Source organism: Xanthomonas sp. LF06-19 (genome assembly GCF_034105425.1).
Classification (GTDB): Bacteria; Pseudomonadota; Gammaproteobacteria; order Xanthomonadales; family Xanthomonadaceae; genus Xanthomonas_A; species Xanthomonas_A sontii.
On the sequence record NZ_JAXGGH010000003.1, the window covers coordinates 180,758 to 206,727 of the forward strand.

Annotated in this window: 19 protein-coding genes and 1 tRNA gene; 10 read left to right on the top strand and 10 right to left on the bottom strand. The window is 65.7% G+C overall.

What is annotated here, in order from left to right; genetic code table 11:
- Positions 1 to 34: 34 nt before the first annotated feature.
- Positions 35 to 1,648, top strand: a complete 1,614-nt coding sequence (locus tag SLW55_RS07795) for an ATP-binding protein (protein ID WP_320744917.1) — start codon at positions 35 to 37, stop codon at positions 1,646 to 1,648.
- Between the two features lie 82 nt (positions 1,649 to 1,730).
- Positions 1,731 to 3,119, top strand: coding sequence for a sigma-54 dependent transcriptional regulator (locus tag SLW55_RS07800; RefSeq protein ID WP_017914870.1), 1,389 nt, complete (start codon positions 1,731 to 1,733; stop codon positions 3,117 to 3,119).
- 230 nt (positions 3,120 to 3,349) lie between these two features.
- Here SLW55_RS07800 and pilB read toward each other — a convergent pair whose 3' ends face one another.
- Both pilB and SLW55_RS07810 read right to left on the bottom strand, forming a co-directional pair.
- Complete coding sequence (gene pilB / locus SLW55_RS07805) at positions 3,350 to 5,083, bottom strand: type IV-A pilus assembly ATPase PilB (protein ID WP_267099899.1); 1,734 nt, start codon at positions 5,081 to 5,083, stop codon at positions 3,350 to 3,352.
- A gap of 211 nt (positions 5,084 to 5,294) precedes the next feature.
- Complete coding sequence (locus SLW55_RS07810) at positions 5,295 to 5,726, bottom strand: pilin (RefSeq protein ID WP_267099900.1); 432 nt, start codon at positions 5,724 to 5,726, stop codon at positions 5,295 to 5,297.
- Positions 5,727 to 6,090: 364 nt separating this feature from the next.
- Between SLW55_RS07810 and SLW55_RS07815 the strand changes: the two genes are divergently transcribed.
- Genes SLW55_RS07815 through coaE form a run of 3 tightly spaced genes read left to right on the top strand, consistent with a single transcriptional unit; the run spans position 6,091 to position 8,863 of the window.
- On the top strand, positions 6,091 to 7,350 hold the full coding sequence (locus tag SLW55_RS07815) for a type II secretion system F family protein (protein ID WP_267099968.1): 1,260 nt from the start codon (positions 6,091 to 6,093) through the stop codon (positions 7,348 to 7,350).
- A 6-nt stretch (positions 7,351 to 7,356) separates the two neighbouring features.
- Complete coding sequence (locus SLW55_RS07820) at positions 7,357 to 8,220, top strand: A24 family peptidase (protein ID WP_017910397.1); 864 nt, start codon at positions 7,357 to 7,359, stop codon at positions 8,218 to 8,220.
- Between the two features lie 13 nt (positions 8,221 to 8,233).
- A complete protein-coding gene (coaE, locus tag SLW55_RS07825) occupies positions 8,234 to 8,863 on the top strand; it encodes a dephospho-CoA kinase (RefSeq protein WP_320744918.1) in 630 nt (209 codons plus the stop codon).
- Positions 8,864 to 8,973: 110 nt separating this feature from the next.
- On the opposite strand, the gene SLW55_RS07830 is transcribed toward coaE, so the two are convergent.
- From SLW55_RS07830 to rimK, 4 genes are all read right to left on the bottom strand, one after another.
- The gene (locus SLW55_RS07830; protein WP_148828478.1) at positions 8,974 to 10,308 is read right to left on the bottom strand and encodes a HAMP domain-containing sensor histidine kinase; all 1,335 of its coding nucleotides are present in this window, start codon (positions 10,306 to 10,308) and stop codon (positions 8,974 to 8,976) included.
- Positions 10,301 to 10,978, bottom strand: a complete 678-nt coding sequence (locus tag SLW55_RS07835) for a response regulator transcription factor (RefSeq protein WP_145703507.1) — start codon at positions 10,976 to 10,978, stop codon at positions 10,301 to 10,303. Before SLW55_RS07835 ends, SLW55_RS07830 begins: the two co-directional genes overlap by 8 nt.
- A 183-nt stretch (positions 10,979 to 11,161) precedes the next feature.
- Positions 11,162 to 11,344 carry a hypothetical protein gene (locus SLW55_RS07840; RefSeq protein ID WP_267099902.1) on the bottom strand — a complete coding sequence of 61 codons (183 nt, stop codon included), beginning with the start codon at positions 11,342 to 11,344 and terminating at the stop codon, positions 11,162 to 11,164.
- 300 nt (positions 11,345 to 11,644) lie between these two features.
- Positions 11,645 to 12,538, bottom strand: coding sequence for a 30S ribosomal protein S6--L-glutamate ligase (rimK, locus tag SLW55_RS07845; protein ID WP_026143298.1), 894 nt, complete (start codon positions 12,536 to 12,538; stop codon positions 11,645 to 11,647).
- 275 nt (positions 12,539 to 12,813) lie between these two features.
- Here rimK and SLW55_RS07850 point away from each other — a divergent pair, with 275 nt between their 5' ends.
- Positions 12,814 to 15,123: a TonB-dependent receptor gene (locus SLW55_RS07850; RefSeq protein ID WP_026143299.1), complete on the top strand. Its 2,310-nt coding sequence runs from the start codon at positions 12,814 to 12,816 to the stop codon at positions 15,121 to 15,123.
- A 398-nt stretch (positions 15,124 to 15,521) separates the two neighbouring features.
- On the opposite strand, the gene SLW55_RS07855 is transcribed toward SLW55_RS07850, so the two are convergent.
- Together SLW55_RS07855 and SLW55_RS07860 are read right to left on the bottom strand one after the other, a co-directional pair.
- Positions 15,522 to 17,570, bottom strand: coding sequence for a phospholipase C, phosphocholine-specific (locus SLW55_RS07855; RefSeq protein ID WP_267099903.1), 2,049 nt, complete (start codon positions 17,568 to 17,570; stop codon positions 15,522 to 15,524).
- Positions 17,571 to 17,903: 333 nt separating this feature from the next.
- Positions 17,904 to 21,392, bottom strand: a complete 3,489-nt coding sequence (locus SLW55_RS07860) for an AAA domain-containing protein (RefSeq protein WP_320744919.1) — start codon at positions 21,390 to 21,392, stop codon at positions 17,904 to 17,906.
- Positions 21,393 to 21,519: 127 nt separating this feature from the next.
- Here SLW55_RS07860 and SLW55_RS07865 point away from each other — a divergent pair, with 127 nt between their 5' ends.
- On the top strand, positions 21,520 to 21,717 hold the full coding sequence (locus SLW55_RS07865; RefSeq protein WP_267099905.1) for a hypothetical protein: 198 nt from the start codon (positions 21,520 to 21,522) through the stop codon (positions 21,715 to 21,717).
- 61 nt (positions 21,718 to 21,778) lie between these two features.
- Here the strand turns inward: SLW55_RS07865 and SLW55_RS07870 are convergent.
- Together SLW55_RS07870 and SLW55_RS07875 are read right to left on the bottom strand one after the other, a co-directional pair.
- Positions 21,779 to 21,852 (bottom strand) — tRNA-Gly (locus SLW55_RS07870).
- Between the two features lie 264 nt (positions 21,853 to 22,116).
- On the bottom strand, positions 22,117 to 23,937 hold the full coding sequence (locus tag SLW55_RS07875) for an autotransporter domain-containing esterase (protein WP_017910408.1): 1,821 nt from the start codon (positions 23,935 to 23,937) through the stop codon (positions 22,117 to 22,119).
- Positions 23,938 to 24,109: 172 nt separating this feature from the next.
- Between SLW55_RS07875 and thiS the strand changes: the two genes are divergently transcribed.
- The 3 genes from thiS to trmB are packed head-to-tail and all read left to right on the top strand — an operon-like array spanning position 24,110 to position 25,930.
- On the top strand, positions 24,110 to 24,310 hold the full coding sequence (thiS, locus tag SLW55_RS07880) for a sulfur carrier protein ThiS (RefSeq protein WP_017914741.1): 201 nt from the start codon (positions 24,110 to 24,112) through the stop codon (positions 24,308 to 24,310).
- A 56-nt stretch (positions 24,311 to 24,366) separates the two neighbouring features.
- Positions 24,367 to 25,161, top strand: coding sequence for a thiazole synthase (locus SLW55_RS07885; RefSeq protein ID WP_017910410.1), 795 nt, complete (start codon positions 24,367 to 24,369; stop codon positions 25,159 to 25,161).
- Between the two features lie 10 nt (positions 25,162 to 25,171).
- On the top strand, positions 25,172 to 25,930 hold the full coding sequence (trmB, locus tag SLW55_RS07890) for a tRNA (guanosine(46)-N7)-methyltransferase TrmB (RefSeq protein WP_320744920.1): 759 nt from the start codon (positions 25,172 to 25,174) through the stop codon (positions 25,928 to 25,930).
- The last annotated feature ends 40 nt before the right edge of the window (positions 25,931 to 25,970 follow it).

Consider the following 25,970-nt stretch of genomic DNA (forward strand, 5'->3'; position numbering starts at 1 on the left):
ACTCGCGCCGTCCGCTGTCCGCCCGGAGTCCGGCTTGCCCACCAGCGCCTCGCTCATCGATCGCATCGAGTCCATTCCGCGCCGCGAGCTGTACTTCTTCGCGCTGTACCGGGTGCTGGTGGCCGGGCTGATCGCCGCCCTGGTGTTCAGCCCGCTCGGCGTGCTGGTGGGCGAACCGCGCTACCCGCAACTGGCCGCCACCTTGTCCACCGCCTACCTGGCGGTGGCGCTGGCGCTGCTGATGTGGGGGCGCAACGAGGCGCACCTGGCGCCGATCGTCGGTTTCAGCGCCTTGGCCGACATCGTCGCCGCGACCCTGGCCGCGCATGCCTTGCCCTCGGCCAGCGCCGGCATCGCGATGATGCTGCTGTTCAACGTCGCAGCCGCGGCAATGCTGCTGCGCCTGCGCGGCGGCATCGCCATCGCCCTGACCGCCTCGGCGGCGACGCTGGCCGAATACGTCTGGAGCGTGCTGGACGGCGCCGACAACACCCGCAGCCTGGCCGAACTGGCGATGTTCGCCACCAGCTACCTGGCGGTGGCCTACATCTGCAACCGCATCGGCCAGCGTGCGCGCACCAGCCAGCACCTGGCCGAGCGCCGTGGCGCCGAGGTGGCCAATCTCTACGAAATCAACGAACTGATCATCCGCCGCATGCGCACCGGGGTGCTGGTGGTGGACGCGCAGAACCGGGTGACGCTGGCCAACGAGGCCGCGTCGGCCCTGCTCGGCGATACCGACGGCAACAGCGGCAGCGGCCGGCTGGATCTGGCCAGCGCCGCGCCGGAACTGGCCCGACGCCTGCAGCGCTGGCGCAACGGCTGGAACCAGGACGAAAGCCCGCTGCAGCTGTCGCCGGACCAGCCGGAGGTGCAGCCGCGCTTCGCCCGGCTGCTGGCCGAAGGCGACCTGACCCTGGTGTTCCTCGACGACGCCACGGTGGTCTCGCGGCGCGCCGAATCGCTGACGCTGTCGGCGCTGGGCCGCTTCTCGGCGAGCCTGGCCCACGAGATCCGCAACCCGCTGGCCGCGATCAACTACGCCTCGCAGCTGCTGGAGGAATCGCCGGCGATCGGCGATGCCGACCGCCGCCTGCTGCAGATCATCCACCAGCAGTGCCAGCGCACCAACGGCATCGTCGAGAGCGTGCTCGGCCTGGCCCGGCGCGAGCGCTCCAATCCGGAGAACCTGGACCTGGGCGCGTTCGTGCGCCGCTTCGTCCTGGAGTACCGGCAGACCCTGTCGATCGAGACCGACAGCCTCGAAGCGATCCTCGCCCCGCAGCCGGTGCACGCGCTGGTCGACCCCAAACACCTGCACCAGATCCTCAGCGCGCTGGTGCACAACGCGCTCAAGTACGGGCGGGTGATGGAGGAGCCGGCGCGGGTGCGCCTGCGCGTGGCGCTGCAGGAGCGCAGCGCCATCGTCGACGTGATGGACCGCGGCCCCGGCATTCCCGAGGCGGTGGCGGCGCAGCTGTTCCGGCCGTTCTTCACCACCTCCGAGCACGGCACCGGGCTGGGCCTGTACATCGCCCGCGAGCTGTGCCGGGCCAACCAGGCGCGGCTGGAGTACGTGCCGGTACCGGCCGGCGGCGCCTGCTTCCGCGTCGCCCTGCCCGGCCCGCACGCCATGCTCAGCGGCTGACAGGTGAGAATCGCTCCGCCAGCGCGCGACCGGCGCCGGTAAATTGGCGCATGCCCCGGTTCCTACGCTATCTTCCCTGCACATGAACGAAACCCGAAGCGCCCTGGTCGTCGACGACGAGCGCGACATCCGCGAGTTGCTGGTCCTGACCCTGGGCCGGATGGGGCTGCGCATCAGCACCGCCGCCAACCTCGCCGAAGCGCGCGAACTGCTGGCGAGCAATCCCTACGATCTGTGCATCACCGACATGCGCCTGCCCGACGGCAACGGCATCGAGCTGGTCAGCGAGATCGCCAAGCACTACCCGCGCACGCCGGTGGCGATGATCACCGCCTTCGGCAGCATGGACCTGGCGGTGGAAGCGCTGAAGGCCGGCGCCTTCGACTTCGTCAGCAAGCCGGTGGACATCCAGGTGCTGCGCGGCCTGGTCAAGCATGCACTGGAACTCAACAGCGAGAGCCGCGCCGCGCCGCCACAGCCGGCCCCGGAACAGGCCAGCCGCCTGCTCGGCGCCTCGGCGGCGATGGACGCCCTGCGCAGCACCATCGCCAAGGTCGCGCGCAACCAGGCGCCGGTCTACATCCTCGGCGAATCCGGCGTGGGCAAGGAACTGGTCGCGCGCACCATCCACGAACAGGGCGCCCGCTCCGCCGGCCCCTTCGTTCCGGTGAACTGCGGCGCGATCCCGGCCGAACTGATGGAAAGCGAGTTCTTCGGCCACAAGAAGGGCAGCTTCACCGGCGCCCACGCCGACCAGGCCGGCCTGTTCCAGGCCGCGCACGGCGGCACCCTGTTCCTCGACGAGGTCGCCGAACTGCCGCTGCCGATGCAGGTCAAGCTGCTGCGCGCGATCCAGGAAAAATCGGTCCGCCCGGTCGGCGCCGCCACCGAGGTGCCGGTGGACGTGCGCATCCTCTCGGCCACCCACAAGGACCTGGCCGACCTGGTCGCCGAGGGCCGCTTCCGCCACGACCTGTACTACCGCATCAACGTGATCGAACTGCGCGTGCCGCCGCTGCGCGAGCGCGGCGGCGACCTGCCGCAACTGGCCGCAGCGATCCTGGCACGGCTGGCCAAGAGCCACGGCCGCCCCACCCCGCTGCTGTCGCCCTCCGCCCTGGACGCACTGAGCAGCTACGCCTTCCCCGGCAACGTGCGCGAACTGGAAAACATCCTCGAGCGCGCCCTGGCAATGGCCGAGGACGACCAGATCAGCGCCACCGACCTGCGCCTGCCGCAACCCGGCAACCACGCCCGCAGCGCCGCCGAAGCCGCCCCGGCCCTGCCGCGCGGCGTGGTCGACATCGACCCGAGCTCCTCCGCCCTGCCGTCCTACATCGAGCAACTCGAACGCGCCGCGATCCAGAAAGCGCTGGAAGAGAACCGCTGGAACAAGACCCGCACCGCCGCGCAGTTGGGCATCACCTTTCGCGCGCTGCGCTACAAGCTGAAGAAGCTGGGGATGGAGTAGTGAAGCCGGGAATGGGGAATCGGGATTGGGGAATGGGAAAAGCCGATCTCCCGGCTGCTCTTAGCCCTTCGCCCAATTGAGCGGGGTAATGCGGTTGGGCGCAGCCGGCATTGTCCGCCCGCGCCAAGCGTCGAGAAGCCCGGGAACAATGCTTGGACTACCGGGAGATCAACAGGGACGGAAAAGCCGCTTTTCCGATTCCCCACTCCCGATTCCCCATTCCCGGCTCTTCAATCCTTCGTCACCCGATTGATCTCGGCCAGGCTGGTGATGCCGTTGCGGGCCTTGAGCAGGGCCGACTGGCGCAGGTCCTTGACGCCGATCTTCTGCGCGGCACTGGCGATGTCCATAGCGTTACCGCCCTGCAGCACGATCGCCGCGATCTCGTCGTTCATCGGCATCACTTGGTAGATGCCGGTGCGGCCCTTGTAGCCCTCGGTGCACTCGTCGCAGCCGACCGCTTCGTACAGTTGGACGCCGGCGGCGATCTCCGCCTCGGTGAAGCCTTCGGCCAGCAAGGCCTTTTCCGGCAACTGGACCGGGCGCTTGCAGTTGTTGCACAGGCGCCGCGCCAGGCGCTGGGCGATGACCAGGGTCACCGAACTGGTGATGTTGTAGGGCGCGATGCCCATGTTCATCAGGCGCGCAATGGTCTGCGGCGCGTCGTTGGTGTGCAGGGTGGACAGCACCATGTGACCGGTCTGCGCGGCCTTGATCGCGATCTCGGCGGTCTCCAGGTCGCGGATTTCGCCGACCATGATGATGTCCGGATCCTGGCGCAGGAACGAGCGCAGCGCCGCCGCGAAGGTCATGCCGCGCTTGTTGTTCTGCTGCACCTGGTTGACCCCGGGCAGGCGGATTTCGACCGGATCCTCGGCGGTGGAGATGTTGCGGGTATCGTCGTTGAGGATGCCCAGCGCGGTGTACAGCGACACCGTCTTGCCCGAGCCGGTGGGGCCGGTGACCAGGACCATGCCGTACGGCTTGTGGATCGCGTCCAGGAACAGCTTTTGCTGCTCCGGCTCGTAGCCGAGCTTGTCGATACCCAGCTTGGCCGCGCTGCCGTCGAGGATACGCAGCACGATCTTCTCGCCGAACAGCGTGGGCAGGGTGCTGACGCGGAAATCGATCTGCTTGTTCTTGGACAGATTGAGCTTGATGCGGCCGTCCTGCGGGACCCGCTTCTCGGCGATGTCCAGCTGCGCCATCACCTTCAGGCGCGCGGCGATGCGCTGGTTGAGCTTGACCGGCGCCTTGGCCACGCTCTTGAGCAGGCCGTCGATGCGCAGGCGTACCCGGTAGTCGTCCTCGTAGGGCTCGAAGTGGATGTCGGACGCGCCGCGGCGGATCGCATCCACCAGCACCTTGTTCACGAACTTGACGACCGGGGTGTCCTCCCCTTTGGCATCGATGCCGGTGTCGCCACCGCCGCCCATGTCCTCGTCGCCGCCGCCGACATCGAGGTTGTCCATGCCCTCGTCGTCGCCCAGCGCGCTGCCGAGGGAATCGTTGCTGGCCTGCCACTGCTCCAGGGTCCGGCGGATCTGGTCCTCGTCGACCAGGATCGGCTCCACCGTCAGATTGGTGTGGAACTTGATGTCGTCCAGCGCCCGGGTCTGGGTCGGGTTGCTGATGCCGACGAACAGGCGGCCGCCGCGCTTGAACAGCGGCAGCACCTGGTACTTCTGCAGCAACTCCTCGCTGACCAGCTTCATCGCGTTCTGGCTGGCATCGAAGACCGAGACATCCATCAACGGCATGCCAAATTCCACCGCATTGGCGGCGGCCAGCTGCGCGGCGGTGACCAGCTTCTTCTCGGAGAACCACTGCGGCAGCGGCACCTTGGCCTCGCCCGCCTGGGCCATCGCGGCCCGCGCTGCGGCTTCCTCCAGCGCCCCGTCCTGGACGAGGCGGCGGGCGATGCCGGTGATGCCGACAAGGTTGACAGATATCGCTGTATTCATATCACCATCACCGAGGAAGCCAACAGAGGTAAGAATGCATTCAACCGTATCCTTTTGCTCATGGCTAGCAGCAGAAGCGGACTGCTCCTACACCTAACATCGCGCTCAATCATCTACCGAGCATCGATACTAAAATCGCTCAAGCTCCAATAGAAAAGGCCCCGCAAGCGGGGCCTCGATATAGCAAAAACAATCGCATTTGGAAAAATGCTTAGCCAGCAGTACAACCCTGAGGCAGGTACTTGGCATCTGCGTCACTAGTGCACTTCCAAGCCCCATTTGTATCACGGGTAAGAGTCACTTTCTTACCGTTGACTTTGGGGCTGCTATTGCCAATCGTGCAGGCAATAGACCCTTCTGCGCTAGTAGCAGAAAAAGTCGCCAGCGCGACGGTTGTGCAGCGAGGGGTCGGGCTCTGGACGCCAACGAAGCCCGCATTCGTCGGATCGAGACTCGGAGCAACCCCTCGATTGAGAGTCTCTTCGATTCCCGTCTTAGCGCCCGTGATGTCGGCCAGTGCGGTCGTTACCTGCGACTTAGCGACATAGTTCTGATATGCGGGAATCGCGATGGCGGCCAGGATGGCGATGATCGCGACCACGATCATCAGTTCGATCAGGGTAAAGCCCTGCTGCTTCTTCATTGTGAACCCCTAGAGATGGAATGAGGTGGTGGTAGGCACTCGCCCGCGGATCCTACTCCCCGAGCGCCGCGGCGAAGCGCCACGTGCGAGGTGATAGAAGCAGACGGCGTGCCAACTTCTCACACCGCCCGGCCCTATGCCTCGTGGCGCATCATGCCCTAGCAGGCAAGGCAGGAGGCAGATAGATCGGCAATTTGCGACGGAATGGGCCATCTGCCAAATTTCGGCAAAAAGTGACGCGGGAGGTCACGCCAATGGACAAGGGACCTTGCCGACGCGGCACCTACGGATGTCAGACGCCCAGGAAACCGATACCATGCTTGGCATGTCCGCCCGGGGATGGCCGGACGGGGGAGACGACCTGATGTCCGCAACTCGCAGCGCAGTCAAGAAAGAGCCGGTCTCGCGCAGTACCAGCCAGCAGGTGCCCTTTGTCTGGGAAGGAACAGACAAACGCGGCGTCAAGATGAAGGGCGAGCAAGTCGCCAAAAATGCCAACCTGCTGCGTGCCGAGTTGCGCCGCCAGGGCATCACCCCGTCAGTGGTCAAACCCAAGCCGAAGCCATTGTTCGGGGCGGCTGGAAGCAAAGTTACCCCCAAGGACATCGCCTTTTTCAGCCGCCAGATGGCGACCATGATGAAGTCCGGCGTCCCGATCGTGGGTTCGTTGGAGATCATCGCCAGCGGACACAAGAACCCGCGCATGAAGAAGATGGTGGATCAGATCCGCACCGATATCGAGGGCGGCTCATCCCTGTACGAGGCGATCAGCAAGCACCCGGTGCAGTTCGATGAACTGTACCGCAACTTGGTCAAAGCGGGCGAAGGCGCCGGCGTACTCGAAACCGTTCTGGAAACTGTAGCAACCTACAAGGAAAACATCGAGGCGCTCAAGGGCAAGATCAAAAAGGCCTTGTTCTATCCCGCGACAGTGATGGCGGTCGCACTGATAGTCAGCTCCATTCTCCTGGTCTGGGTAGTGCCGCAGTTCGAGGACGTATTCAAAAGCTTCGGCGCAGAGCTGCCCGCCTTCACCCAGATGATCGTGGCCGCATCTCGCTTCATGGTGGCGTACTGGTGGATGCTGCTGTTGTTGTTGATCGGCAGCATCGTTGGCTTCATCTTTGCCTACAAGCGATCTCCGTCCATGCAACACGGCATGGATCGGCTGATCCTGAAGGTGCCGATCATCGGTCAGATCATGCACAACAGCTCGGTGGCCCGTTTTTCCCGAACGCTGGCCGTGACCTTCCGCGCCGGCGTGCCACTGGTGGAGGCGCTGGACATCGTTGCCGGTGCCACCGGCAACAGCGTCTATGAAAAATCGGTGTTGCGCATGCGCGACGACGTTGCGGTCGGTTACCCGGTCAATGTGGCGATGAAGCAGACCAATCTGTTTCCGCACATGGTCATCCAGATGACCGCGATCGGCGAAGAGGCCGGCGCGCTGGATGCAATGCTGTTCAAGGTGGCCGAGTACTTCGAGCAGGAAGTCAACAACGCGGTCGATGCATTAAGCAGCTTGCTGGAACCGCTGATCATGGTGTTCATCGGCACCATCGTCGGCGGCATGGTCATCGGCATGTACCTGCCGATCTTCAAGCTGGCCTCCGTCGTTGGATAAGCATTAATGGCATTTCTCGATCAACACCCCGGCCTCGGCTTCCCGGCCGCGGCCGGGCTCGGCCTGCTGGTGGGCAGCTTCCTCAACGTGGTCATCCTGCGCATGCCCAGGCGCATGGAATGGCAGTGGAAGCGCGATTCGCGCGAGATCCTGGAGCTGCCGGACATCTACGATCCGCCGCCGCCCGGCATCGTGGTGGAGCCGTCGCACTGCCCGCACTGCAAGCACAAGCTGGCCTGGTTCGAAAACATCCCGCTGTTCAGCTGGCTGGCGCTGCGCGGCAAGTGCCGCTACTGCCATGCGCCGATCTCGCCGCAGTACCCGCTGGTGGAACTGCTCACCAGCCTGCTGGTGGTCGCCAGCGTGTGGCGCTTCGGCTTCGGCTGGCAGGGCTTCGGCGCGATCGTGTTCAGTTGTTTCCTGGTGGCATTGTCCGGCATCGACCTGCGCACCCGCCTGCTGCCGGACCAGTTGACCCTGCCGCTGATGTGGCTCGGCCTGATCGGCAGCATGGATAACCTGTACATGCCGGCCAAGCCCGCCCTGCTCGGCGCTGCGGTCGGCTACTTCTCGCTGTGGTCGGTGTGGTGGCTGTTCAAGCAGATCACCGGCAAGGAAGGCATGGGCCATGGCGATTTCAAGCTGCTGGCCGCGATCGGCGCCTGGTGCGGCTTGAAGGGCATCCTGCCGACCATCCTGATCTCCTCCCTGGTCGGTGCGATCCTGGGTTCGCTGTGGCTGGCGGCCAAGGGCCGCGACCGCGCCACGCCGATCCCGTTTGGCCCCTATCTGGCGATCGCCGGCTGGATCACCTTCTTCTGGGGCACGGAGATCGTGGAGACCTACATGCGCTGGTCGGGACTGCGCTGACGGAGCCCAAGGCTTGACTGATTTCGTCGTCGGCTTGACCGGAGGCGTGGCCTCCGGCAAGAGCGAACTGAGCCGCCGCTTCGAGGCCAAGGGCATCGCCGTCGCCGATGCCGACCTCGCCGCGCGTGCGGTGGTCGCGCCCGGCCACCCGGCCCTGGCACAGATCGTGGCCCGGTTCGGGCCGCAGATCCTGCAGGACGATGGGCAACTCGACCGCGCCGCCTTGCGCCAGCGGATCTTCGAGGACGCAACGGCACGCCGCGACCTGGAAGCGATCACCCATCCGGCCATTCGCCGGTTGCTGCAGGAACAGTGTCGCGCGGCCGCCGGACCATACGCGATCGCGGCCATCCCCTTGTTGACCGAGGTCGGTGCACGCACCGTCTATCCCTGGCTCGACCGGATCCTGGTGATCGACGCCCCGGAGGCGCTGCAGCACGCACGCCTGATGCAACGCGACGGCATCACCGCCGACCTGGCGCAGCGCATGCTGGCGGCCCAGGCCACCCGCGTCGCGCGTCTGGCCATTGCCGACGACTTGCTGGTCAACGACGGCGCCGCAACGGCACTGCAGGAAGCGGTGGAGAAGCTGGACGAGCAGTACCGTGCGCTGGCTGCGGCCAAGGCGTCAGCGTCTTTGTAGGTAGTCGCCCTTGTTCCCACTGGGATCAGCCGCGATCAATCCTTACCGGGGGAACGCCCGGTCGCGGCTGAAGCCGCTCCTACGCGATGGACGAAGCCTCGTCGTCAGCCTCAGGCCGGCTTGAACCACAGTGTCGCCACCACGCCCTTGGTGGCGCCCGGACGCACGTTGACCTGCCAACCATAGAGATCGCAGAGGCGACTGACGATCGATAGGCCGATGCCGCCGCCCTGCGAATGGCCGGCGTGGGTGCCGCGGTAGCCGCGCTGGAACAGCTTGGCCGCGTCCTCCTCGCTCAGACCCGGGCCGGAATCGATCACCTGCACCGCGTCGCTCAGCACGCGCACCACCACCTGCCCTTCCTGGGTGTACTTGACGGCATTGCCGATCAGATTGCCCAGCGCCACCGACAGCGCCGCTTCCGGTGCATCGATGGTGAGGTTGCGCTCGCCTTCCAGCAGCAACTGCAGCGGCTTGCCGCCCAGTTGCGCGCGATGCGACTCGATCAACTGCTCGGCCACCTTGGCGACGTTGCTGTGTCCCTGCCCGCGCTCGTTGCGCGACAGCAGCAGCAGCGACCCGATCAAGTCGCTGCACTGCTGTTCGGCGCGCTGGATGCGCTGCAGGCGCTGCAGCACTTTCTCGTCGAGATTGGGCCGGGTCAGCAGCAGCTCGGTGGCGCCGCGGATCACTGCCAGCGGCGTGCGCAGTTCATGGCTGACGTCGGCATTGAACTCGCGGTCGCGCTGCACCACTTCGGTCAGGCGCGCCGAATAGTCGTCCAGCGCCTCGGCCAGCTGGCCGACCTCGTCGTCGGGGAAGTGCGGCGCCAGCGGCTTGGGGTCGCTGCTGCCGCGATAGGCGCGCAGGCGTGCGGCCAGGTCCGACACCGGCCGCATCACCCGCGACGCCGACCACCAGCCGATCACCAGCGACAACGCGCTGAACACCAGCACCGACAGGATCAGGGTGCGCTTGAGCTGCACCTCGCCCTGCATGGTCTGGGTCATGTCATAGGCGAGGAAGAACCAGACGTTCGGGGTCTTGCGCACCGCCACCTTGTAGGAGAACGGCTTGCCGGTTTCGTCGCGACCGGACACGTTGTGGATGCCGTCGGAGAAGTTGTACCACTCCGGCTGCTCCCGCCGCAGCGCCTCGAAGCGGTCGCTCTTGACCACCCGGCCGACCATCTGCTGCACCGGCAGGTCCGGGTTCTTCGACGGATCGGAGAAGAACCGGTGCGAGTATTCGTCGATGTTGCGGTTCAGCACCACCTCGACCAGCTGGTTCTCCACGCGTGCACGCGCCCAGTTGGTGGCGAACGCGAACAGTGCGGTCAGGCCGAAGCCCAACAGCACGAACGAGAGGATGATGCGGCTGCGGAGGCGGCGGCGGTAGCGTCCGCGCCGCCGCACCACACGCGGCAACGCAGGCGCTTCAGGCATCGGGGGCGGCGATGCGGTAGCCGATGCCGTGGCGGGTCTGGATCATCGGCACGTCGAAGGGCTTGTCCACCACCGCGCGCAGGCCATGGATATGCACGCGCAGGGAATCGGAATCGGGCAGTTCCTCGCCCCAGACGCGGGTTTCCAGTTCCTGCCGGGTCACCACCGCCGGCGAGGCTTCCATCAGCGCCTGCAGGATCTTCAGCGCGGTGGGATTGAGCTGCAGCAGCTTGCCCTGGCGACGCACTTCCAGCGTATCCAGGTTGTATTCCAGATCGCCGGTCTCCAGCACCCGGGTGTGCACGCCCTTGCCGCGGCGCGACAGCGCGTTGAGCCGCACTTCCACTTCCTGCAGCGCGAACGGCTTGATCAGGTAGTCGTCGGCGCCGGAGTCGAAGCCGGCGAGCTTGTTGTCCAACGAATCGCGCGCCGTGAGCATCAGTACCGGCGTCTGCTTGCGCGCTTCGTTGCGCAGCTTGCGGCAGACCTCGATGCCGTCCATGCCGGGCAGATTGAGATCGAGCACGATCGCATCGAACTCATGCACCACCGCCAGGTGCAGACCGGTGACGCCATCGGCGGCGAAATCGACGGTATGACCGCGATCCTCGAGGTAGTCGCCGAGATTGGCAGCGATGTCGCTGTTGTCTTCGATCACTAGAATTCGCACCAACATGTACCCCGTCAGTCGTACTACGTATCAGTAGAGTGCGCCGCGGATGCCGCGCCTCCTCGTCGTCCACGGCGGCACGCCGCCATGGTATTTGCAATGCGTTCCGATGAATGCCCAGGCGAACTTTCGCCCTCGCGATCCACCTGACGATTCGCTGCCTTTGACAGCGCGTCGCCTCGATCAGTTCTCGCTCCAGCCGATCCGCTCGCGAGCTACGGCGCTCGCAAACGGCGCGGCCTGCCATTCGTTCTTCGGCAACGCCTGCGCCAAGTCAGGCTCGCTTCCTTCTTGAACACGTTCACCCGACTCAGATCGCTGCCGAATTGTACTGAGTTGCCGTGCGAACACTTTCTTCACGTTCATGGGCGCCTCACCTTGGCGCAATGACCGATCAGGGCTTCCTGCATTCCGCAGCCCCCCCATTCCTTCGCAATGTAGCCGCCGCGCAAACATGCCCGCAAGCGCGACCCCGGCGTCGGCCGGGGGCTGCGATCGCCAACAAATCGCCCAAGAAAAAGACCCAGGCAGCGGGGCTGCCTGGGCCGAAAGTTTTTCTATCCCGATTACCGTTCCTGCTGAGGAGGGCAGAGCTGCGGTCCGAGGAAGCTTACGCAGGGCGGAATTAAACCGGTGTTAAGCCAGAACGCACGGCCAGTAATGCGACTAAGCCCCTGATTTCTTTCGTTTCAGGCAAGCTTCGAGGTGCTCGATGACCTTGCCGGCGATATCCAGTCCGCAGACCGTCTCGATGCCTTCCAGGCCCGGGGTGGAGTTGACCTCCAGCACCAGCGGCCCGCGCTTGGAGCGAATCAGATCGACGCCGGCCACGCCCAGGCCCAGCGCCTTGGCCGAGCGTACTGCGACCTCCTGCTCGCCACGGCTGGCCGCGGTCTTCTCGGCGGTGCCGCCCAGATGCAGGTTGGAGCGGAAGTCGCCCTCCGGCGCGGTGCGGCGCATCGCCGCCACCACCTGGTTGCCGACCACGAAGCAGCGCAGGTCGGCGCCCTCGGCCTCGCCGATGAACTCCTGCACCAGGAAATTGGCATACAGCCCGCGCAGCGCCTCGACCACGCCGCGCGAGGCGCTGGCCTTCTCGGTCAGGATCACCCCGGTGCCCTGGGTGCCCTCGTTCAACTTCACCACGTGCGGCGGCGGGCCGAGCATGGACAGCAGATCGCCGGTGTCGTCCGGGTTGTCGCCGAACACGGTCATCGGCATGTCGATGCCCTTGGCCGCCAGCAGTTGGTGCGCGCGCAGCTTGTCGCGGGCGCGCAGGATCGCGTCGGACGGGTTGGGCGTGCAGACGCCCATCATCTCCAATTGCCGCAGCACCGCGGTGCCGTAGCGGGTCACCGAGTTGCCGATGCGCGGGATCACCGCGTCGTAGCCGGTGATCGGCTTGCCCTTGTAATGCATGGTGAAAGCGCCGGCGGCGATGCGCATGTAGCAGCGCAGCGGGTCGAGCACGCGCACCGTGTGCCCGCGTTCGCGGCCGGCCTCGACCAGGCGCCGGGTCGAGTACAGCTTGGTATTGCGGGACAGGATGGCGAGCTTCATCGAAGGCGGCGGCGGTGACTGGCCCGGCATCATACGTCGCGCCACCGGCGCCGCGATGCCGCGCGTCGCCGCCGCCAGCGCAGCAAGGCCGGGATCGGCGGTGATCGCCATCACCCACGTTCCGCGTGCTGTCCCACAGCCGACATCGGACCGCCCCGAAACGTTCACAAAACCGTTGCATCGTGGCGGGCGGGCCGCGTACCGGCCCGGTGCCGGCTGCCCGCGCCCCGCGCGGCAGGACCGGAACGTCTCCCCCTCTTGATTGGTGACTTTCGATGACCCCCACTTCCAGATCCTTGCGCCCGCACGCGCTGGTGCTCGCCATCGTGTCCGCCCTGCCGGCCTTCGCCGCGCTGGCCGAGACCGCGCCGGCCGCCGCCACCGCAACCGCCGATGCGGCGGCCAGTGCGAGCGGCAACGATGCCACCATGCTCGACGCGATCACCGTCGTGTCCAGCGGCACCACCCGCCAGGTGCAGCGCATCACCCGTGAGGACATCGGAATCGCCGCCCCCGGCACCAGCGCGCTGAAGGTCCTGGACAAGCTGCCCGGCGTGCAGTTCCAGTCGGCCGACCCGTTCGGCGCCTACGAATGGTCCACCGCGATCAGCCTGCACGGGTTCGACCAGAGCCGCCTCGGCTTCACCCTGGACGGCGTGCCGCTGGGCAACATGAGCTACGGCGTCACCGATGGCCTGCAGGTGACCCGCGCGATCATTTCCGAGAACGTGGCCTCGGTGGAGCTGGCGCAGGGCGCCGGCGGCCTGGGCACGCCGTCGAGCAGCAACCTCGGCGGCACCGTGCGCTACTACTCCGCCGATCCGGATGCCGACGCCGGCTTCCGCTTCAGCCAGACCCTCGGCTCCGACAGCACCCGCCGCACCTACCTGCGCGGCGACACCGGCGACATCCACGGCTTCTCGCTGTACACCTCGCTGGTGCACGGCGAAATGGACAAGTGGAAGGGCTACGGCAACAACGAGTACAACCAGGCCAACGCCAAGGCGCTATACCAGTGGGGCGATGGCAACCGGGTCAGCCTGTACCTGGACAGCTCGCACCGCAAGGAATACGACATCATGGACCTGTCGCTGACCTCGCAGCGGGTCCTCGGCTGGGATTGGGACTACCTGATGCCGGACTGGAACAGCGCGGTGCAGATCGCCAACGCGCTCAACGGCAAGGGCAGCTACCCGGCCAGCCTCAACGGCCTGCCGGCCGACTACGACAAGGCCGACGCGTCCTACTACTCCGGCGCCGGCCTGCGCCGCGACAACTTGGCCGCGCTCAGCGGCACGTTCAACCTCGGCGGCAGCGCCACGCTGAACCTGACCGGCTACTACCACGACAACAACGGCGAAGGCCAGTGGACCACGCCGTACGTCGCGTCCTCGCCCAGCGTGCCGCTGTCGATGCGCACCACCGACTACCGCCTCAACCGCCATGGCGTCACCGGCTCGCTGAACTTCACCGTGGCAGGCAACGAGATCGAGATCGGCGGCTGGTACCAGAACGCCAAGACCGTGCAGGAGCGCAACTACTTCCTGCTCGACGGCCCGTTCACCGATCTGTACTACTTCAACAAGAACGGCACCCTGTTCGCGCGCGGCTTCGCCCAGCACTACGATACCGACACGACCATGGTCTACGCGCAGGACACGCTGCGCCTGATGGACGAGCGCCTGACCCTGAACTTCGGCGCCAAGAAGTTGATCGTCGACACCACCGCGCAGTCGCAGGTGCCGTCCGCGTCCAATGCCGCCGGCGAGATCAAGGCCGACTCGGACCTGCTGCCGCAGGTCGGCATCAACTACAAGATCGACGATCACCAGGAGGTCTACGCCTCCTACAACAAGAACATGGCCGGCTTCGGCTTCACCCCGTTCCAGGAATCGCAGGCCGCGTTCAATGCGATCAAGGGCTCGCTGGAGCCGGAGACGGCCCAGACCTACGAACTGGGTTACCGCGTGCGCGGCGCCGGCGTGGAAGCGTCGCTGGCGCTGTACCACACCACCTTCGACGACCGCCTGCTGGTGACCTCGCCGTGCAGCGCGATCCAGACCTGCTCGGCCACCCTCAACAACGTCGGCTCGGTGCGCAGCCAGGGCGCCGACCTGGCGGTGATCTGGCGTCCGATCGAACAGCTGCGCTGGCTGAACTCGCTGTCCTACGACGACTCGACCTACCAGGACGACTACCTCAACGGCGGCGTGGTGGCGACCTCCGGCAAGCGCGTGGTCGGCATCCCCGAGTGGATGTTCTCCAGCAGCCTGGCCTACGAAAACGCCGGCTGGCACGCATCGCTGGACGGCAAGTACACCGGCCGCCGCTACATCAGCTACCTCAACGACTCGTCGGTGCCCAGCTACTGGCGCTTCGACCTCAGCGCCGGCTACGACTTCGGCCAGGTCGGCATGTTCCAGAACCTGGGCCTGAGCGCGAACGTCACCAACCTGTTCGACAAGCGCTACTTCGCCACCGTCGGCACCAACGGCTACGTCGTCTCCGACCCCAACGGCTACAACCAGACGCTGATGGCCGGTGCGCCGCGCCAGTTCTTCGTCACCTTCAGCGGCAAGTTCTGAGCCGACGCGACACTGCCAGGGAAGGCATCACGCGCCGCCGCTGCTCTTGCAGCGGCGGCGTTTGCGTTTTGGGCGAACATACAGGCGCGGGGATGGCCATGCAGCATTGGCCATCGTTTCAGAGTCGCATGCGCTCGAAAGGATCGCGACTGGATCTGCCGCCACCGCCGGCGCATCGCGAGGTGTCATGCGCAGCCGCTGGCGGCGACGTCGAAACCCATCCTCCTTGCGGGAGGGACTTCAATCCCGACTGCAGCAGGGTCAAAGCGCCAATGGCCTCGCTTAGTGAACCCGGATCACAGTGACTTCTACAGCGGCCACATTACCTATGGGACCTGCTCAAGCAGTGTCCGTGCTCAGCCAGAAACTGGCCACGCATCGGAGCGCCATTGCAGCCACTACGCGTCGACCGCGCGGCCGATCGCCGGATCGCTCATGCTCGGCCGGCCGGTCTCGATGTGCCCGGCCAGGCGCCGCCGCCACTGCGGCAAAGTCGCGCTGTCGATGGTCAGGTCATACCAGTGGTGCTGCGCCTGCAACGGCAGACGCAGGACGGTGCGATCACCGGCAGCCAGCGTGATCGCCTGCTCGCCACCATCGCCGCGATACCCGTCGCGCACGCGCAGCGCGCAGGGCTGCTCACCGGCATTGACCAGCGTCAGCAGCAAGCATTGCGCGGCAGCATCGTAGTCGGCCTCCGCCTGCAGCCCGGCATCGCCGATCCCGTCGCCATGGAACTCGCGCAGGAAACCGTTGGGGCCATGCACGCGAAGCGCGTAGCCGGCATCGGCGGCAGCGCCGCGCCAGGGGCGCGCATCCTGCAGCTCGCTGCCGGCGGCCAGCGTGTAGAACCAGGGCCCGGCCACACCCTCGTCGGCATAGGCATTGAGCGCAACGCCGGCCGTGCCGCGGTTGCGCATGCGCAACACGCGCGCATCCGCCTGCACCTCTAGCCGCACATCGAAATCGTAGGGCAGCGCGCGTGCCGGGCGCTGCCCGGGTTCCTGCACCGGCAGCGCCTGCTGGGCAGGGCGCTGTGGCGGCGGCAGCGTCGCGGTGGCATCGATGCGCGCGATGTAGTCGCGGGTGTCCGGCAAGGCCACCGGCGCCGGATCGTGGCCGACGAAGTCCAGCGTGGAGGTCAGATCGCCGGCAACCGCGCGGCGCCAGGGATTGATGTTCGGCTCCATCACGCCGAAACGCTGCTCCAGGAAGCGCAGCACCGAGGTGTGGTCGAACACCTGCGAGTTCACCCAGCCGCCGCGGCTCCACGGCGACACCACCAGCATCGGCACCCGCGGCCCCAGCCCGACCGGCACGCCGTGATAGTCCTCGCCATGCAGATCCACGTTGCTGGCGCCCAGCTCCGGCCGGATCGCCGGCAACGCCGGCGGCACGTGGTCGAAGAAGCCGTCGTTCTCGTCGTAGTTGATCAGGAACACCGTCTTCGACCAGACCTCCGGCGAAGCGGCCAGCACCTCCAGCAGCCGCGCGCTCAAGGATTCGCCATAGGCCGGGGTGGCCTCGGGATGCTCACTGAGCAGGTACGGCGCGACGATCCACGACACCTGCGGCAGCGTGCCGGCGCGCACGTCGCGCTCGAACGCGGCCACCAGGTGTTCGCCGCGCGAGGCCTTGGCGTTGTCGGCGGTGGAGCCAGGCACGATGGCGCGGCCGCGGCGGTACAACGGCGACGCGCGGTCCAGCTTGCGAAAGTTGGCGAAGTACGGATGGCTGTTGTCGCCGTAGTTGTCGAACTCCTGATAGACCTGCCAACTAATGCCGGCCTGCTGCAGGCGCTCGGAGTAGGTGCTCCAGGTGTAGCCGGGAAAGCGCGGATTGTCGCGCGCCATGTCCGCGGTCCAGTTGCCGTCGTCGCGGTTGTTCACCGCCTGCTCGCCGTCGTTGCCGACGCTCAGGCCGCTGGTGCCGGTGAACATGTACATGCGATTGGGATTGGTCGGGCCGAACAGCGAGGCGTGGTAGCCGTCGCAAAGGGTGAAGGCATCGGCCAGCGCGTAGTAGAACGGCAGGTCCTCGCGTTGGAAGTGGCCCATGCTCATCGCGCTCTTCTGCGCGATCCAGGCATCGTGGTGCTTCCAGGTCTCGTGCGAGCCCTTCCAGTCGTGGTTGAGATCCTTCATCCACTGCGCGCTGCTGGTCTGGCTGTTGAGCCGGAACGGCAATACATAGCGGTCGCTGCCCTTGCGCTCGGGCTGGTACCAGACCGGCTTGCCGCTGGGCAGCCGCAGCGGCCGCGGATCGCCATAGCCGCGCACCCCGCGCAGGCAGCCGAAGTAATGATCGAAGGAGCGGTTCTCCTGCATCAGGATCACCACATGCTGCACGTCCTGCAGCGTGCCGGTGACCCGCGCCGGCGGCACCGCCAGCGCACTGCGGATGACGCCCGGCAACAGCGGCATGGCCGCGCCGGCCCCGAGGACCATGGACGTGCGGGTGAGAAAACGACGACGGCTGTGATCGACCACGAGAAGCAACACCGGCAACGAGCGAACGCTCAGGCGTTTGCCAGCCTAGCGCTGGTCGATGAAGCGGGTTTGACAAAGGCTGCGGCGGGCACCGGCAATGGACCTCCAATCCTCCTACACTCGCAGGCGGGCGCACGCGGGGATAAGCAGCGGATGCAAGCGATGGATGGCGTACATGGGGCGCATCTCGGCAGATGCCTCATGTGACGCCGGTGTCGGCCCGCTCGCTTTTTGCCGACCGAAATATGCGCCTTCCAGCGTGCCGATACCTGGCATCGCCTGGCCAGCCAATCACTGTACCGCTAAGACGTCCGCAAGATCACGTAGCGATCTGGAGACCATTTCGAAGGCCTCGTTGCCGTCGTAACGCAGTGAGGACTCGTAACGAACCATTTGACTCTCCGCGCGTCGAACCGCGGACAACCAGTTGAAAGAGCCGACCACCAGCCACGATCGATCGACCAGCAGCATCTTGCTATGCACGCCCTTCGTAGTAGCCAGACGTACCTGAGCCCCTGCATCTTCCAAACGTAAGATGCAGCGCTCGAAGGCAACCTTATCCTTGTTCAAATGGGGATCGGAGATGATCCGAACCTTTACCCCGCGCCTTACCGCCGCACGAATCCCGGTCTCGATGGCATCGGCAGCGATAGCTGCTTCGGTCAGGAACGGCGACACGATCACCACATGCCGCTTCGCCGTCTCCAGCGCATCCCTCAAGACGGCGCGGTGATCTTCTAGGCTAGCAATCAGACGCCCAGGACCAATATCCGGCCCCGGCACCAGCAGAACGGGATCCACGCCGGATATCTCATTAGCACCATCATTGAACAGCATCCGGCCAATCACCGCGCAAGGGTGCTGGCCGACAGGCTGAAACAGGTGCATATTGCCGAAGATCAGGAATGCGTCTTTCGCCCTGGATATCGCCACGTTCAACATCGATCGATTGCGATCCAGGAAAGTATTGCCCGGCTCAGCTGCGAGGCCGTATGTCGGTGAAAAGATCACCACACGTCTCTCGGCACCCTGCAGTGCGTGCACAGTGCCGACGGTGATGCTATGACCTGCGCCGAGCGCGTCGTCCAGCGAGGACCTCACCCGTCGGCTCTGCGCAGCAAAAGGAGTGACTACGGCGACCAGCCGACCTATGCTTTCGCCAGGATATGCTGCCTCGATCTCTCCCCTCCGCAATGCAAGCCATCGGGCGATGGCGGTGGCCTCGGCAGGGTTGTCACGGCTGCCGCCTCTGGACCGGTCATTGCCAGGGATATGGACATAGCCGACGGAAGGAACGATCTTCCGCTCTCCGTTATCTTTCCGACAGGGCTGCAATCTCCCGCCGTAGACGAGCACATTGCACATGCGGATGATTTCCGGCCAGCACCTGCGATGCTCGGACAGGAACAAACCACGTCCCCGCTCCGGGTACTTGGCGTAGGGAGTTGCCCGCTGCGCCATGCGCATCAGGCTTCCATTGGATGCAGCAATGCCCGATTCGCGGAAGCCTTGCAACTGCTTTTCTCCATCCACTAGCCCGCTATGCAGGGCATTGGCGGCGTCGACGTGCCCCGGGATCGACCAGATTGGCTCGATCTGGTCTACGTCCCCCACCACCAGCCCGTGCTTAGCCAGAGCGAAGCTCGGCGCACCGATTTCGGGCGGAACCTGCCCCGCTTCATCGACAATCAACAAGTCGATCTCATTGAAAAGGGCGACCGACTCTGTTGGACTGGGATAAGCGATGAACTTATCCGGCAGCGTGTACAGGGTAGCCACAAAACACGGGTGAAGCTTGGCGAGCCTGCGGTACTGTCCCAGCAGACGGGTCGGCGACTTGCTGTCCTGCATCGCGTCCTTGTTGCGAAAATGCTCCTGCAACTGGAGCAGGTAGCGCGCTTCCCAGTAATGCGTCGCCAGTTTGAAAGCAGTGTAGCGATGCCCTACGTCCAGCGCCTGCTGTACCGATTCGACATTGAGAGCCTTACCGCCCAGCAACGTCTGCAGGGCATCCAATGCATTTTGAAGTTGGTCGATTTTCTTCTCGGTCTCTTGAGCGCGCCACCCCGCCTGTACGAGTGCTTCCTGCTCCGCGCTGACCAGAGTCCGCATCGCCCGGTCAATGTCCAAGCGTTGCGCCGATTCGATCAAGCTCTCCTCAAAGAACTGAGGGTGAGATAGAACCGCTTCGGCACAGAAAGCTCGATCACGACGAATCCGCGGACTTACCAGACCGACCGCCGCCAGCAGGGATAGCCACCAAGGCTCCGAACTTACATGCGACATCCAGTTGGCACGAAGCCACTGTTTCGCTTGAAGCCGGCGCTCTATAGTTTCCACATCGCATGCGCACCTGGTTCGGGCCTCGCCAAGTTCTTCCCGATACCTGCCGACCGCAGCATCCGACACCTCCCCGCTGCCGATAAGCACAACGAGCGTTTTGAGGGCATCGATCGCCTCCCTCGTACCCAGGACTTCTTCCCCGAGGCGCGCGTGCAAGAATCTCACCGCCTGGGCCAGGTCGACGTTGCTGTCAGTCTCGAATGCTTGCTTGAAGCGAGTCAGGAATTCTCCTCGGGCCTCATCGAGCGCGACCTTGTTCTCGAATCGCTGCGCATCGAATATGGCATCCCCTCCCATTCCCCGCATCTCATGCACGGGGAAACCGAAGATCTCCTTTTTTCGTGTTTTGGCAGGCAGGTACAAGCCATAGCTCTGCATACCTGACAACCATCGCCCAGACCACGACCCTTCGGCTTCTTTTACTTCTGCAAAAGCGCGCAGGATATTCGTCACCGCCTGGTTGTTGGTGGATGCCGCGACGATGATCGGAGGCTCGCCATCCTCCAGCGCATGTTTTACCCATGACGTGGCGATCACACTCAGCAGTAGCGTGGTTTTTCCGGTACCTGGAGGTCCATCCACCGCCATGACGGCAGGACAGGCCTGACCATCAAGGTGATGCGCCAGTGCCTCTCGCTGGGAGACCGAAAGGCCGTAGTCGCACTCCATCTGCCCCAAATGGCCCATGGATAGATCGAGCTGCCGTTGCGCATCAAGCAGATCCCAGCTATCGGCCTCGGCAAGCAAGGCTTCGAATAGTGGCGTGTCAGGCTGGCTCTTTGCGCGCAGCAGGTCGACGAGTCTCAGGATTGAATGCGTCGATGAGGAAATACCCGACACGAGGATGTAACCCGCATCGAGCCGCTCATAGCCTTCGATCCCGAACTCCTCGTGCGGCCTGCCACAGACTTGCTCGAGAATCCCGATGCCCCTGCGCATCAATTCCGACCAACTCTCTGCACGACCCTTCTGCTTCGCGTAGACGACATCCGCGTCTTCAGCGCTTCCAATGCTGACGTCAAGGCGATTGGGCTCAAGCAGGTCGCGCGGCAGGATCGCCTGACGATCGCCCGCATCCTCGGGCATCAGACTTCCGTCCTTGCCCAGCTTGGCGAACAGCATCAGCGGCACGACCTTCTCAGGCAGTCGCCTCGTGGGCTTTCCGCGCTCGGGGCGCAATCCGTAGACATCCGGCATGATGACCACATCAATCGGCCACAACCGCTCCTCGTCCTGCTTGCTCCCGGACCCGCGCGCTAGAGACCTCTTCGCCCATGCGAACAACTGCGTTCTTGCATGCTCGCCGACCACGCCTCGCTCCAGCTCGTCGCGCGTGACCTCCACAACGCTATCGCCTGCCAGTGAAGGCGTAAGACGAGCGGCATCAGCCAGCGACAGATGGATGTATCGCAGATACTTCGCGGACCACGCTTCCATACGCACCATTTGCTGACTTGAACGAACCGAATTCAAGCACATTCAAAACCCAAACCCCACGTCTTTCATCACGCAGCGAGCTTGGATCCATAAGCTGGGGATAACACGCGGTTTCGAGCGCAACGGAATGTCCACCATCATGGGCATGATTTTCAGCGCCGGCATCAGCCTGGCCGCCAGCGCTCCTTTGGCCCATGCGGAGTTTCGTACATCCGCGAGCGGGCGCTGGACGGCTGCTCGCATAGAACGCGACGTCGTCCTCGGAAGCCACGGTGGATCAACGCCGCGGCTTACGCTGACCCCGATGCGTCCGAACGATGCCTAATGGAAAGCCACGTCGTGGCACTAACTGCGAAGCAGCGGAACTTAAAGCGCATGCGACGGGATGGAGCGGGCGATGGGAATCGAACCCACGTCAGTAGCTTGGGAAGCTACAGCTCTACCATTGAGCTACGCCCGCGTTGCCGGTGCAGTCTATGCGCTGGGCCGGGGGTTGCGCAAGAAATCGGCGCGATGCGGCTGCAGCGCGCCATGTTCCCGAAGCGGCCGGCGATGATGGCCCGGCAAATGCGAAAGGGGCTTCAGTCCCGACGGCTCGCATTCCGAGGCGTCGGGGCTGAAGCCCCTCCCACAACTGGCATCCAATCCCATTGGTTTACGTCACCCCATCTGCCCCACCCTGCCCGGCACACAGCCGGGCAAGGCAGGCAACGTCGGGCAGTGCTTAGAAGCTGCCGCCGAAGTTCACAAACAGCGAGGTGTCGTGCGCGCGCGACTGGCCGGTGGTGGTGGCGAGGCCGACGTTGCTCTCGAAGCCCCACAGCTTGGTCCGCGCGCCCAGAACCACCGACGCGTAGTTGCGGTCGAAGTTGATGCCCGGCACCGCGTACTCGCCCAGGTCGGACATGGTCTGCAGCCACGCGGTGGCTTCCTGGTTCTTCTTGAACTCGTGGTCGTAGGTGGCCTGCAGGTACGGCTTCACCGTGCCGGCATCGATGCTGGCCTTCCAGCCGATGCGGCCGACCATCGACTCGACGTCGCGGTCGCTGTAGCCCAGCGCGCTGGAGTTCGGGTTGCTCTCGGTGTAGCCGTCGAGCTTGACCTTCTGCCAGATCGCCGCGGCCACCGGGCCGTGCTTGAAGCTGCCTTCGCCGAACTCGTAGCCGCCCTGCAGCGCCGCGGTCAGGTTGCTGCCGTCCGGCGAGCCCTTGTGCTCGATGGTGGCCGGGCCGAGGTTGACCTTGCGGGTGACGTCGTAGCTCAGCCAGGTGTAGCTGACCTGGGCGTTGACCCAGGCATGCTCGCCGTACCAGCCGGCGAAGCCGCCGAGGGTGCTGTCGTCCTGGGTGTAGTCGCCGCCGCGGTTGCCGAAGTCGGCATCGGTGCGACCGAAGCCGCCGAAGCCGCCGAACACCCACTCGCCACGCGACCAGTCCACGCCGAACAGACCGGCCGGGGCCATGCCGTCGTACAGGTCGCCGTGCTGGTAGCGCTGCATGTCGCCGCGCAGGTTGCCCCACCAGCGCACGCCATCCGCTTCCGGGCGGCCGTCGACGTGCCAGGCGACCTGGTCGGCGCGCGAGCGGCCGACCATCTGCGCCGAGTGCGTCAGGATCTGCTGGGTGCGCGGGCCTTCCAGGATCGACAGCGCGTACTGCGCCAGCAGTTCGTGGGTGCGGCCGGTCGGGTGCACGCCGTCGGCGAACACGTAGGTGTCGGCGGCATCGGCGCTGACGTAGCTGGTCGGGTTGCAGGTCAGCGACTGCGCGGTGATCTGCGGCTGGCAGGCGGTGCCGGTGACGTTGGTGAAGCCGTAGGCGCCCGGGTTGGCCACCACTTCCTGCAGCAGGTGGAAGGTATCGACCGGGATCACCCGCAGGCCAGCGCTCTTGAGGCCGGAGAACAGCGCGGTGTTGTAGGCGGTGGCGAGCGCGGTGCCCTGCGCCATCGCCGCGGCGCCGCCAGCGCGGAAGCGCGGGGTGATGCCGACGTCGGGCAGGTTGTTGACCATGACGTAGCGCGCACCGGCGTTCTGCAGGCTGGCGACGATGCCCACTTCAGCGGTCACGGCATTGCCGATGGTGGCCTGCACCGGCGCACCGCCGGCGATGGCGAACAGGTCGTTGGCACCGCCCCACACCGAGTACAGCGCATTCGGGTCGGCCTTGCCGCCGTTGGCAGCCAGGTAGTTGCTGGCCTGGGTCGCAAGCGACGGCGCCACGCCCAGCGCGCTCGGGTTGGCCACGCCGACACGGGCATTGCCGGCGGCATAGTCGTCGCCGATCTGGCCGTTGCCGTTGGCGGCGGCGTTGGTGCCGTAGTACTCGGCCACGTACTGCGCCCAGACGAAGTCGGGGTTGGTGGTGAACTGGCCGGTCACCGCACGCACCGAGGCCGGCAGCAGCGGACGGTAGTAGCCCGCGTCGGTCAGGCTGTCGCCGAAGAACACGGTGCGGCTGTAGGTGGACTGCGCGAACGCAGGCGCGGCGGCGAGCACGATCGCGGCGGCGAGCAGCGAACGGAGCGGACGGATGGACGAAGTCATGGAAGCCCTCCCGGGCAGAAATGGAACACGAGAAATGCAGCGAAACTGGGGAGCGGCCGCACCATACGTAGCCGCATGGCCGACATCATTCCACCTCTGCCGGACACGCTCACGTTGCACTGCCGCAAGATTGCGACTCGCACGCCCACGGCGCGCATTGCACAATGATGGCATGAACATCGAATTGAACGGCAGACAATGCACGCTGGCGCCGGCCACCACCGTGGCCGCGCTGCTGCAGGCCGAAGGGCTGGGCCAGCGGCGCGTGGCGGTCGAGGTCAACGGCGAGATCGTGCCGCGCGGCGCGCATGCCGAGCACGAACTGCACGCCGGCGACCGGGTCGAGATCGTGCACGCGCTGGGCGGCGGCTGAATCTCACCGCCGTGCGCGGGCTCGGCAGGGCCGGTGCGATGGGCGATAATCCGCCGATGAACGCTCCCGCCCCCCACGATGCGCTGGTGATCGCCGGCAAACCCTACCGTTCGCGCCTGCTCACCGGCACCGGCAAGTTCGCCGATCTCGAACAGACCCGCCTGGCCACCGAGGCCGCCGCCGCGCAGATCGTCACCGTGGCGATCCGCCGCAGCAACATCGGCCAGAATCCGGGCGAGCCCAACCTGCTCGACGTGCTGCCGCCGGAGCAGTACACCATCCTGCCCAACACCGCCGGCTGCTACACCGCCGAGGACGCGGTGCGCACCTGCCGGCTGGCGCGCGAACTGCTCGACGGCCACAACCTGACCAAGCTGGAAGTGCTGGGCGACCAGCGCACCCTGTTCCCGGACGTGGTGCAGACCCTCAAGGCCGCGGAAATCCTGGTCGCCGACGGCTTCGAGGTGATGGTCTATACCAGCGACGACCCGATCCTGGCCAAGCGCCTGGAAGAGATCGGCTGCGTGGCGGTGATGCCGCTGGCCGCGCCGATCGGCTCCGGCCTGGGCATCCAGAACCGCTACAACCTGCTGGAGATCATCGACAACGCCAAGGTGCCGATCATCGTCGACGCCGGCGTCGGCACCGCCTCGGACGCGGCGATCGCGATGGAGCTCGGCTGCGACGGCGTGCTGATGAATACCGCCATCGCCGGCGCGCGCAACCCCGTGCTGATGGCCAGCGCCATGCGCAAGGCGGTGGAGGCCGGCCGCGAGGCGTTCCTGGCCGGGCGCATCCCGCGCAAGCGCTACGCCAGCGCCTCCTCGCCGGTCGACGGACTGATCGGGTGAGGCCGCAGGCATGACCGATCCGTTCTCCAGTGCCGGCGCCAAGACCCCGCCGAAACCCTTCACCGTCGAGGAAGGCCATCGCCAGGTGCGCAGCTTCGTGCTGCGCCAGGGGCGCTTCACGCCGGCGCAGCAGCGCGCGTTCGACGCGCTGTGGCCGCGCTTCGGCCTGGACTACAGCGGCCAGCCGCGCGATCTGGACGCCACTTTCGGCCGCACCGCGCCCAAGGTGCTGGAGATCGGCTTCGGCAACGGCGCCGCGCTGCGCCATGCCGCGCAGCACGATCCGGGCCGCGACTACATCGGCATCGAGGTGCACGCGCCGGGCGTGGGCCGCCTGCTCAACGCCCTGGCCGAGGACGGCGCCGATCACGTGCGCCTGTACCACCACGATGCGGTGGAGGTGCTGCAGCACGAGATCGCCGACGGCAGCCTGGACGAAGTGCGCATCTACTTCCCCGACCCCTGGCACAAGAAGCGCCACAACAAGCGCCGCCTGCTGCAGCCGGCCTTCGCCGCGCTGCTGGTGCGCAAGCTGCGCGCCGGCGGCCGCCTGCACTGCGCCACCGACTGGACCGATTACGCCGAGCAGATGTGGGACGTGCTCGACGCCACCCCCGGCCTGGTCAACCGCGCCGGCCCGCGCGGCCACGTGCCGCGACCGGACTGGCGCCCGCAGACCCACTTCGAGACCCGCGGCCAGAATCTGGGGCATGGGGTGTGGGATTTGTTGTACGACAAGCCGGGATTGGGGAGTGGGGATTCGGGATGAAGAGCGAATCCCCCACGTTCCGGACACAATGCATCCGCGG

Bases quoted from the DNA above. Each gene is read 5' to 3' on its own strand.
- SLW55_RS07810 (WP_267099900.1), bottom strand. From the start codon at position 5,726: ATGAAGAAGCAGCAGGGCTTTACCCTGATCGAACTGATGATCGTGGTC.
- SLW55_RS07860 (WP_320744919.1), bottom strand. From the start codon at position 21,392: ATGGAAGCGTGGTCCGCGAAGTATCTGCGATACATCCATCTGTCGCTG.
- SLW55_RS07850 (WP_026143299.1), top strand. From the start codon at position 12,814: ATGACCCCCACTTCCAGATCCTTGCGCCCGCACGCGCTGGTGCTCGCC.
- SLW55_RS07830 (WP_148828478.1), bottom strand. From the start codon at position 10,308: ATGCCTGAAGCGCCTGCGTTGCCGCGTGTGGTGCGGCGGCGCGGACGC.
- pilB (WP_267099899.1), bottom strand. From the start codon at position 5,083: ATGAATACAGCGATATCTGTCAACCTTGTCGGCATCACCGGCATCGCC.
- SLW55_RS07815 (WP_267099968.1), top strand. From the start codon at position 6,091: ATGTCCGCAACTCGCAGCGCAGTCAAGAAAGAGCCGGTCTCGCGCAGT.
- thiS (WP_017914741.1), top strand. From the start codon at position 24,110: ATGAACATCGAATTGAACGGCAGACAATGCACGCTGGCGCCGGCCACC.
- trmB (WP_320744920.1), top strand. From the start codon at position 25,172: ATGACCGATCCGTTCTCCAGTGCCGGCGCCAAGACCCCGCCGAAACCC.
- SLW55_RS07840 (WP_267099902.1), bottom strand. From the start codon at position 11,344: ATGAACGTGAAGAAAGTGTTCGCACGGCAACTCAGTACAATTCGGCAG.
- SLW55_RS07875 (WP_017910408.1), bottom strand. From the start codon at position 23,937: ATGACTTCGTCCATCCGTCCGCTCCGTTCGCTGCTCGCCGCCGCGATC.
- SLW55_RS07885 (WP_017910410.1), top strand. From the start codon at position 24,367: ATGAACGCTCCCGCCCCCCACGATGCGCTGGTGATCGCCGGCAAACCC.
- SLW55_RS07865 (WP_267099905.1), top strand. From the start codon at position 21,520: ATGTCCACCATCATGGGCATGATTTTCAGCGCCGGCATCAGCCTGGCC.
- SLW55_RS07800 (WP_017914870.1), top strand. From the start codon at position 1,731: ATGAACGAAACCCGAAGCGCCCTGGTCGTCGACGACGAGCGCGACATC.
- SLW55_RS07855 (WP_267099903.1), bottom strand. From the start codon at position 17,570: ATGGTCCTCGGGGCCGGCGCGGCCATGCCGCTGTTGCCGGGCGTCATC.
- rimK (WP_026143298.1), bottom strand. From the start codon at position 12,538: ATGAAGCTCGCCATCCTGTCCCGCAATACCAAGCTGTACTCGACCCGG.
- SLW55_RS07820 (WP_017910397.1), top strand. From the start codon at position 7,357: ATGGCATTTCTCGATCAACACCCCGGCCTCGGCTTCCCGGCCGCGGCC.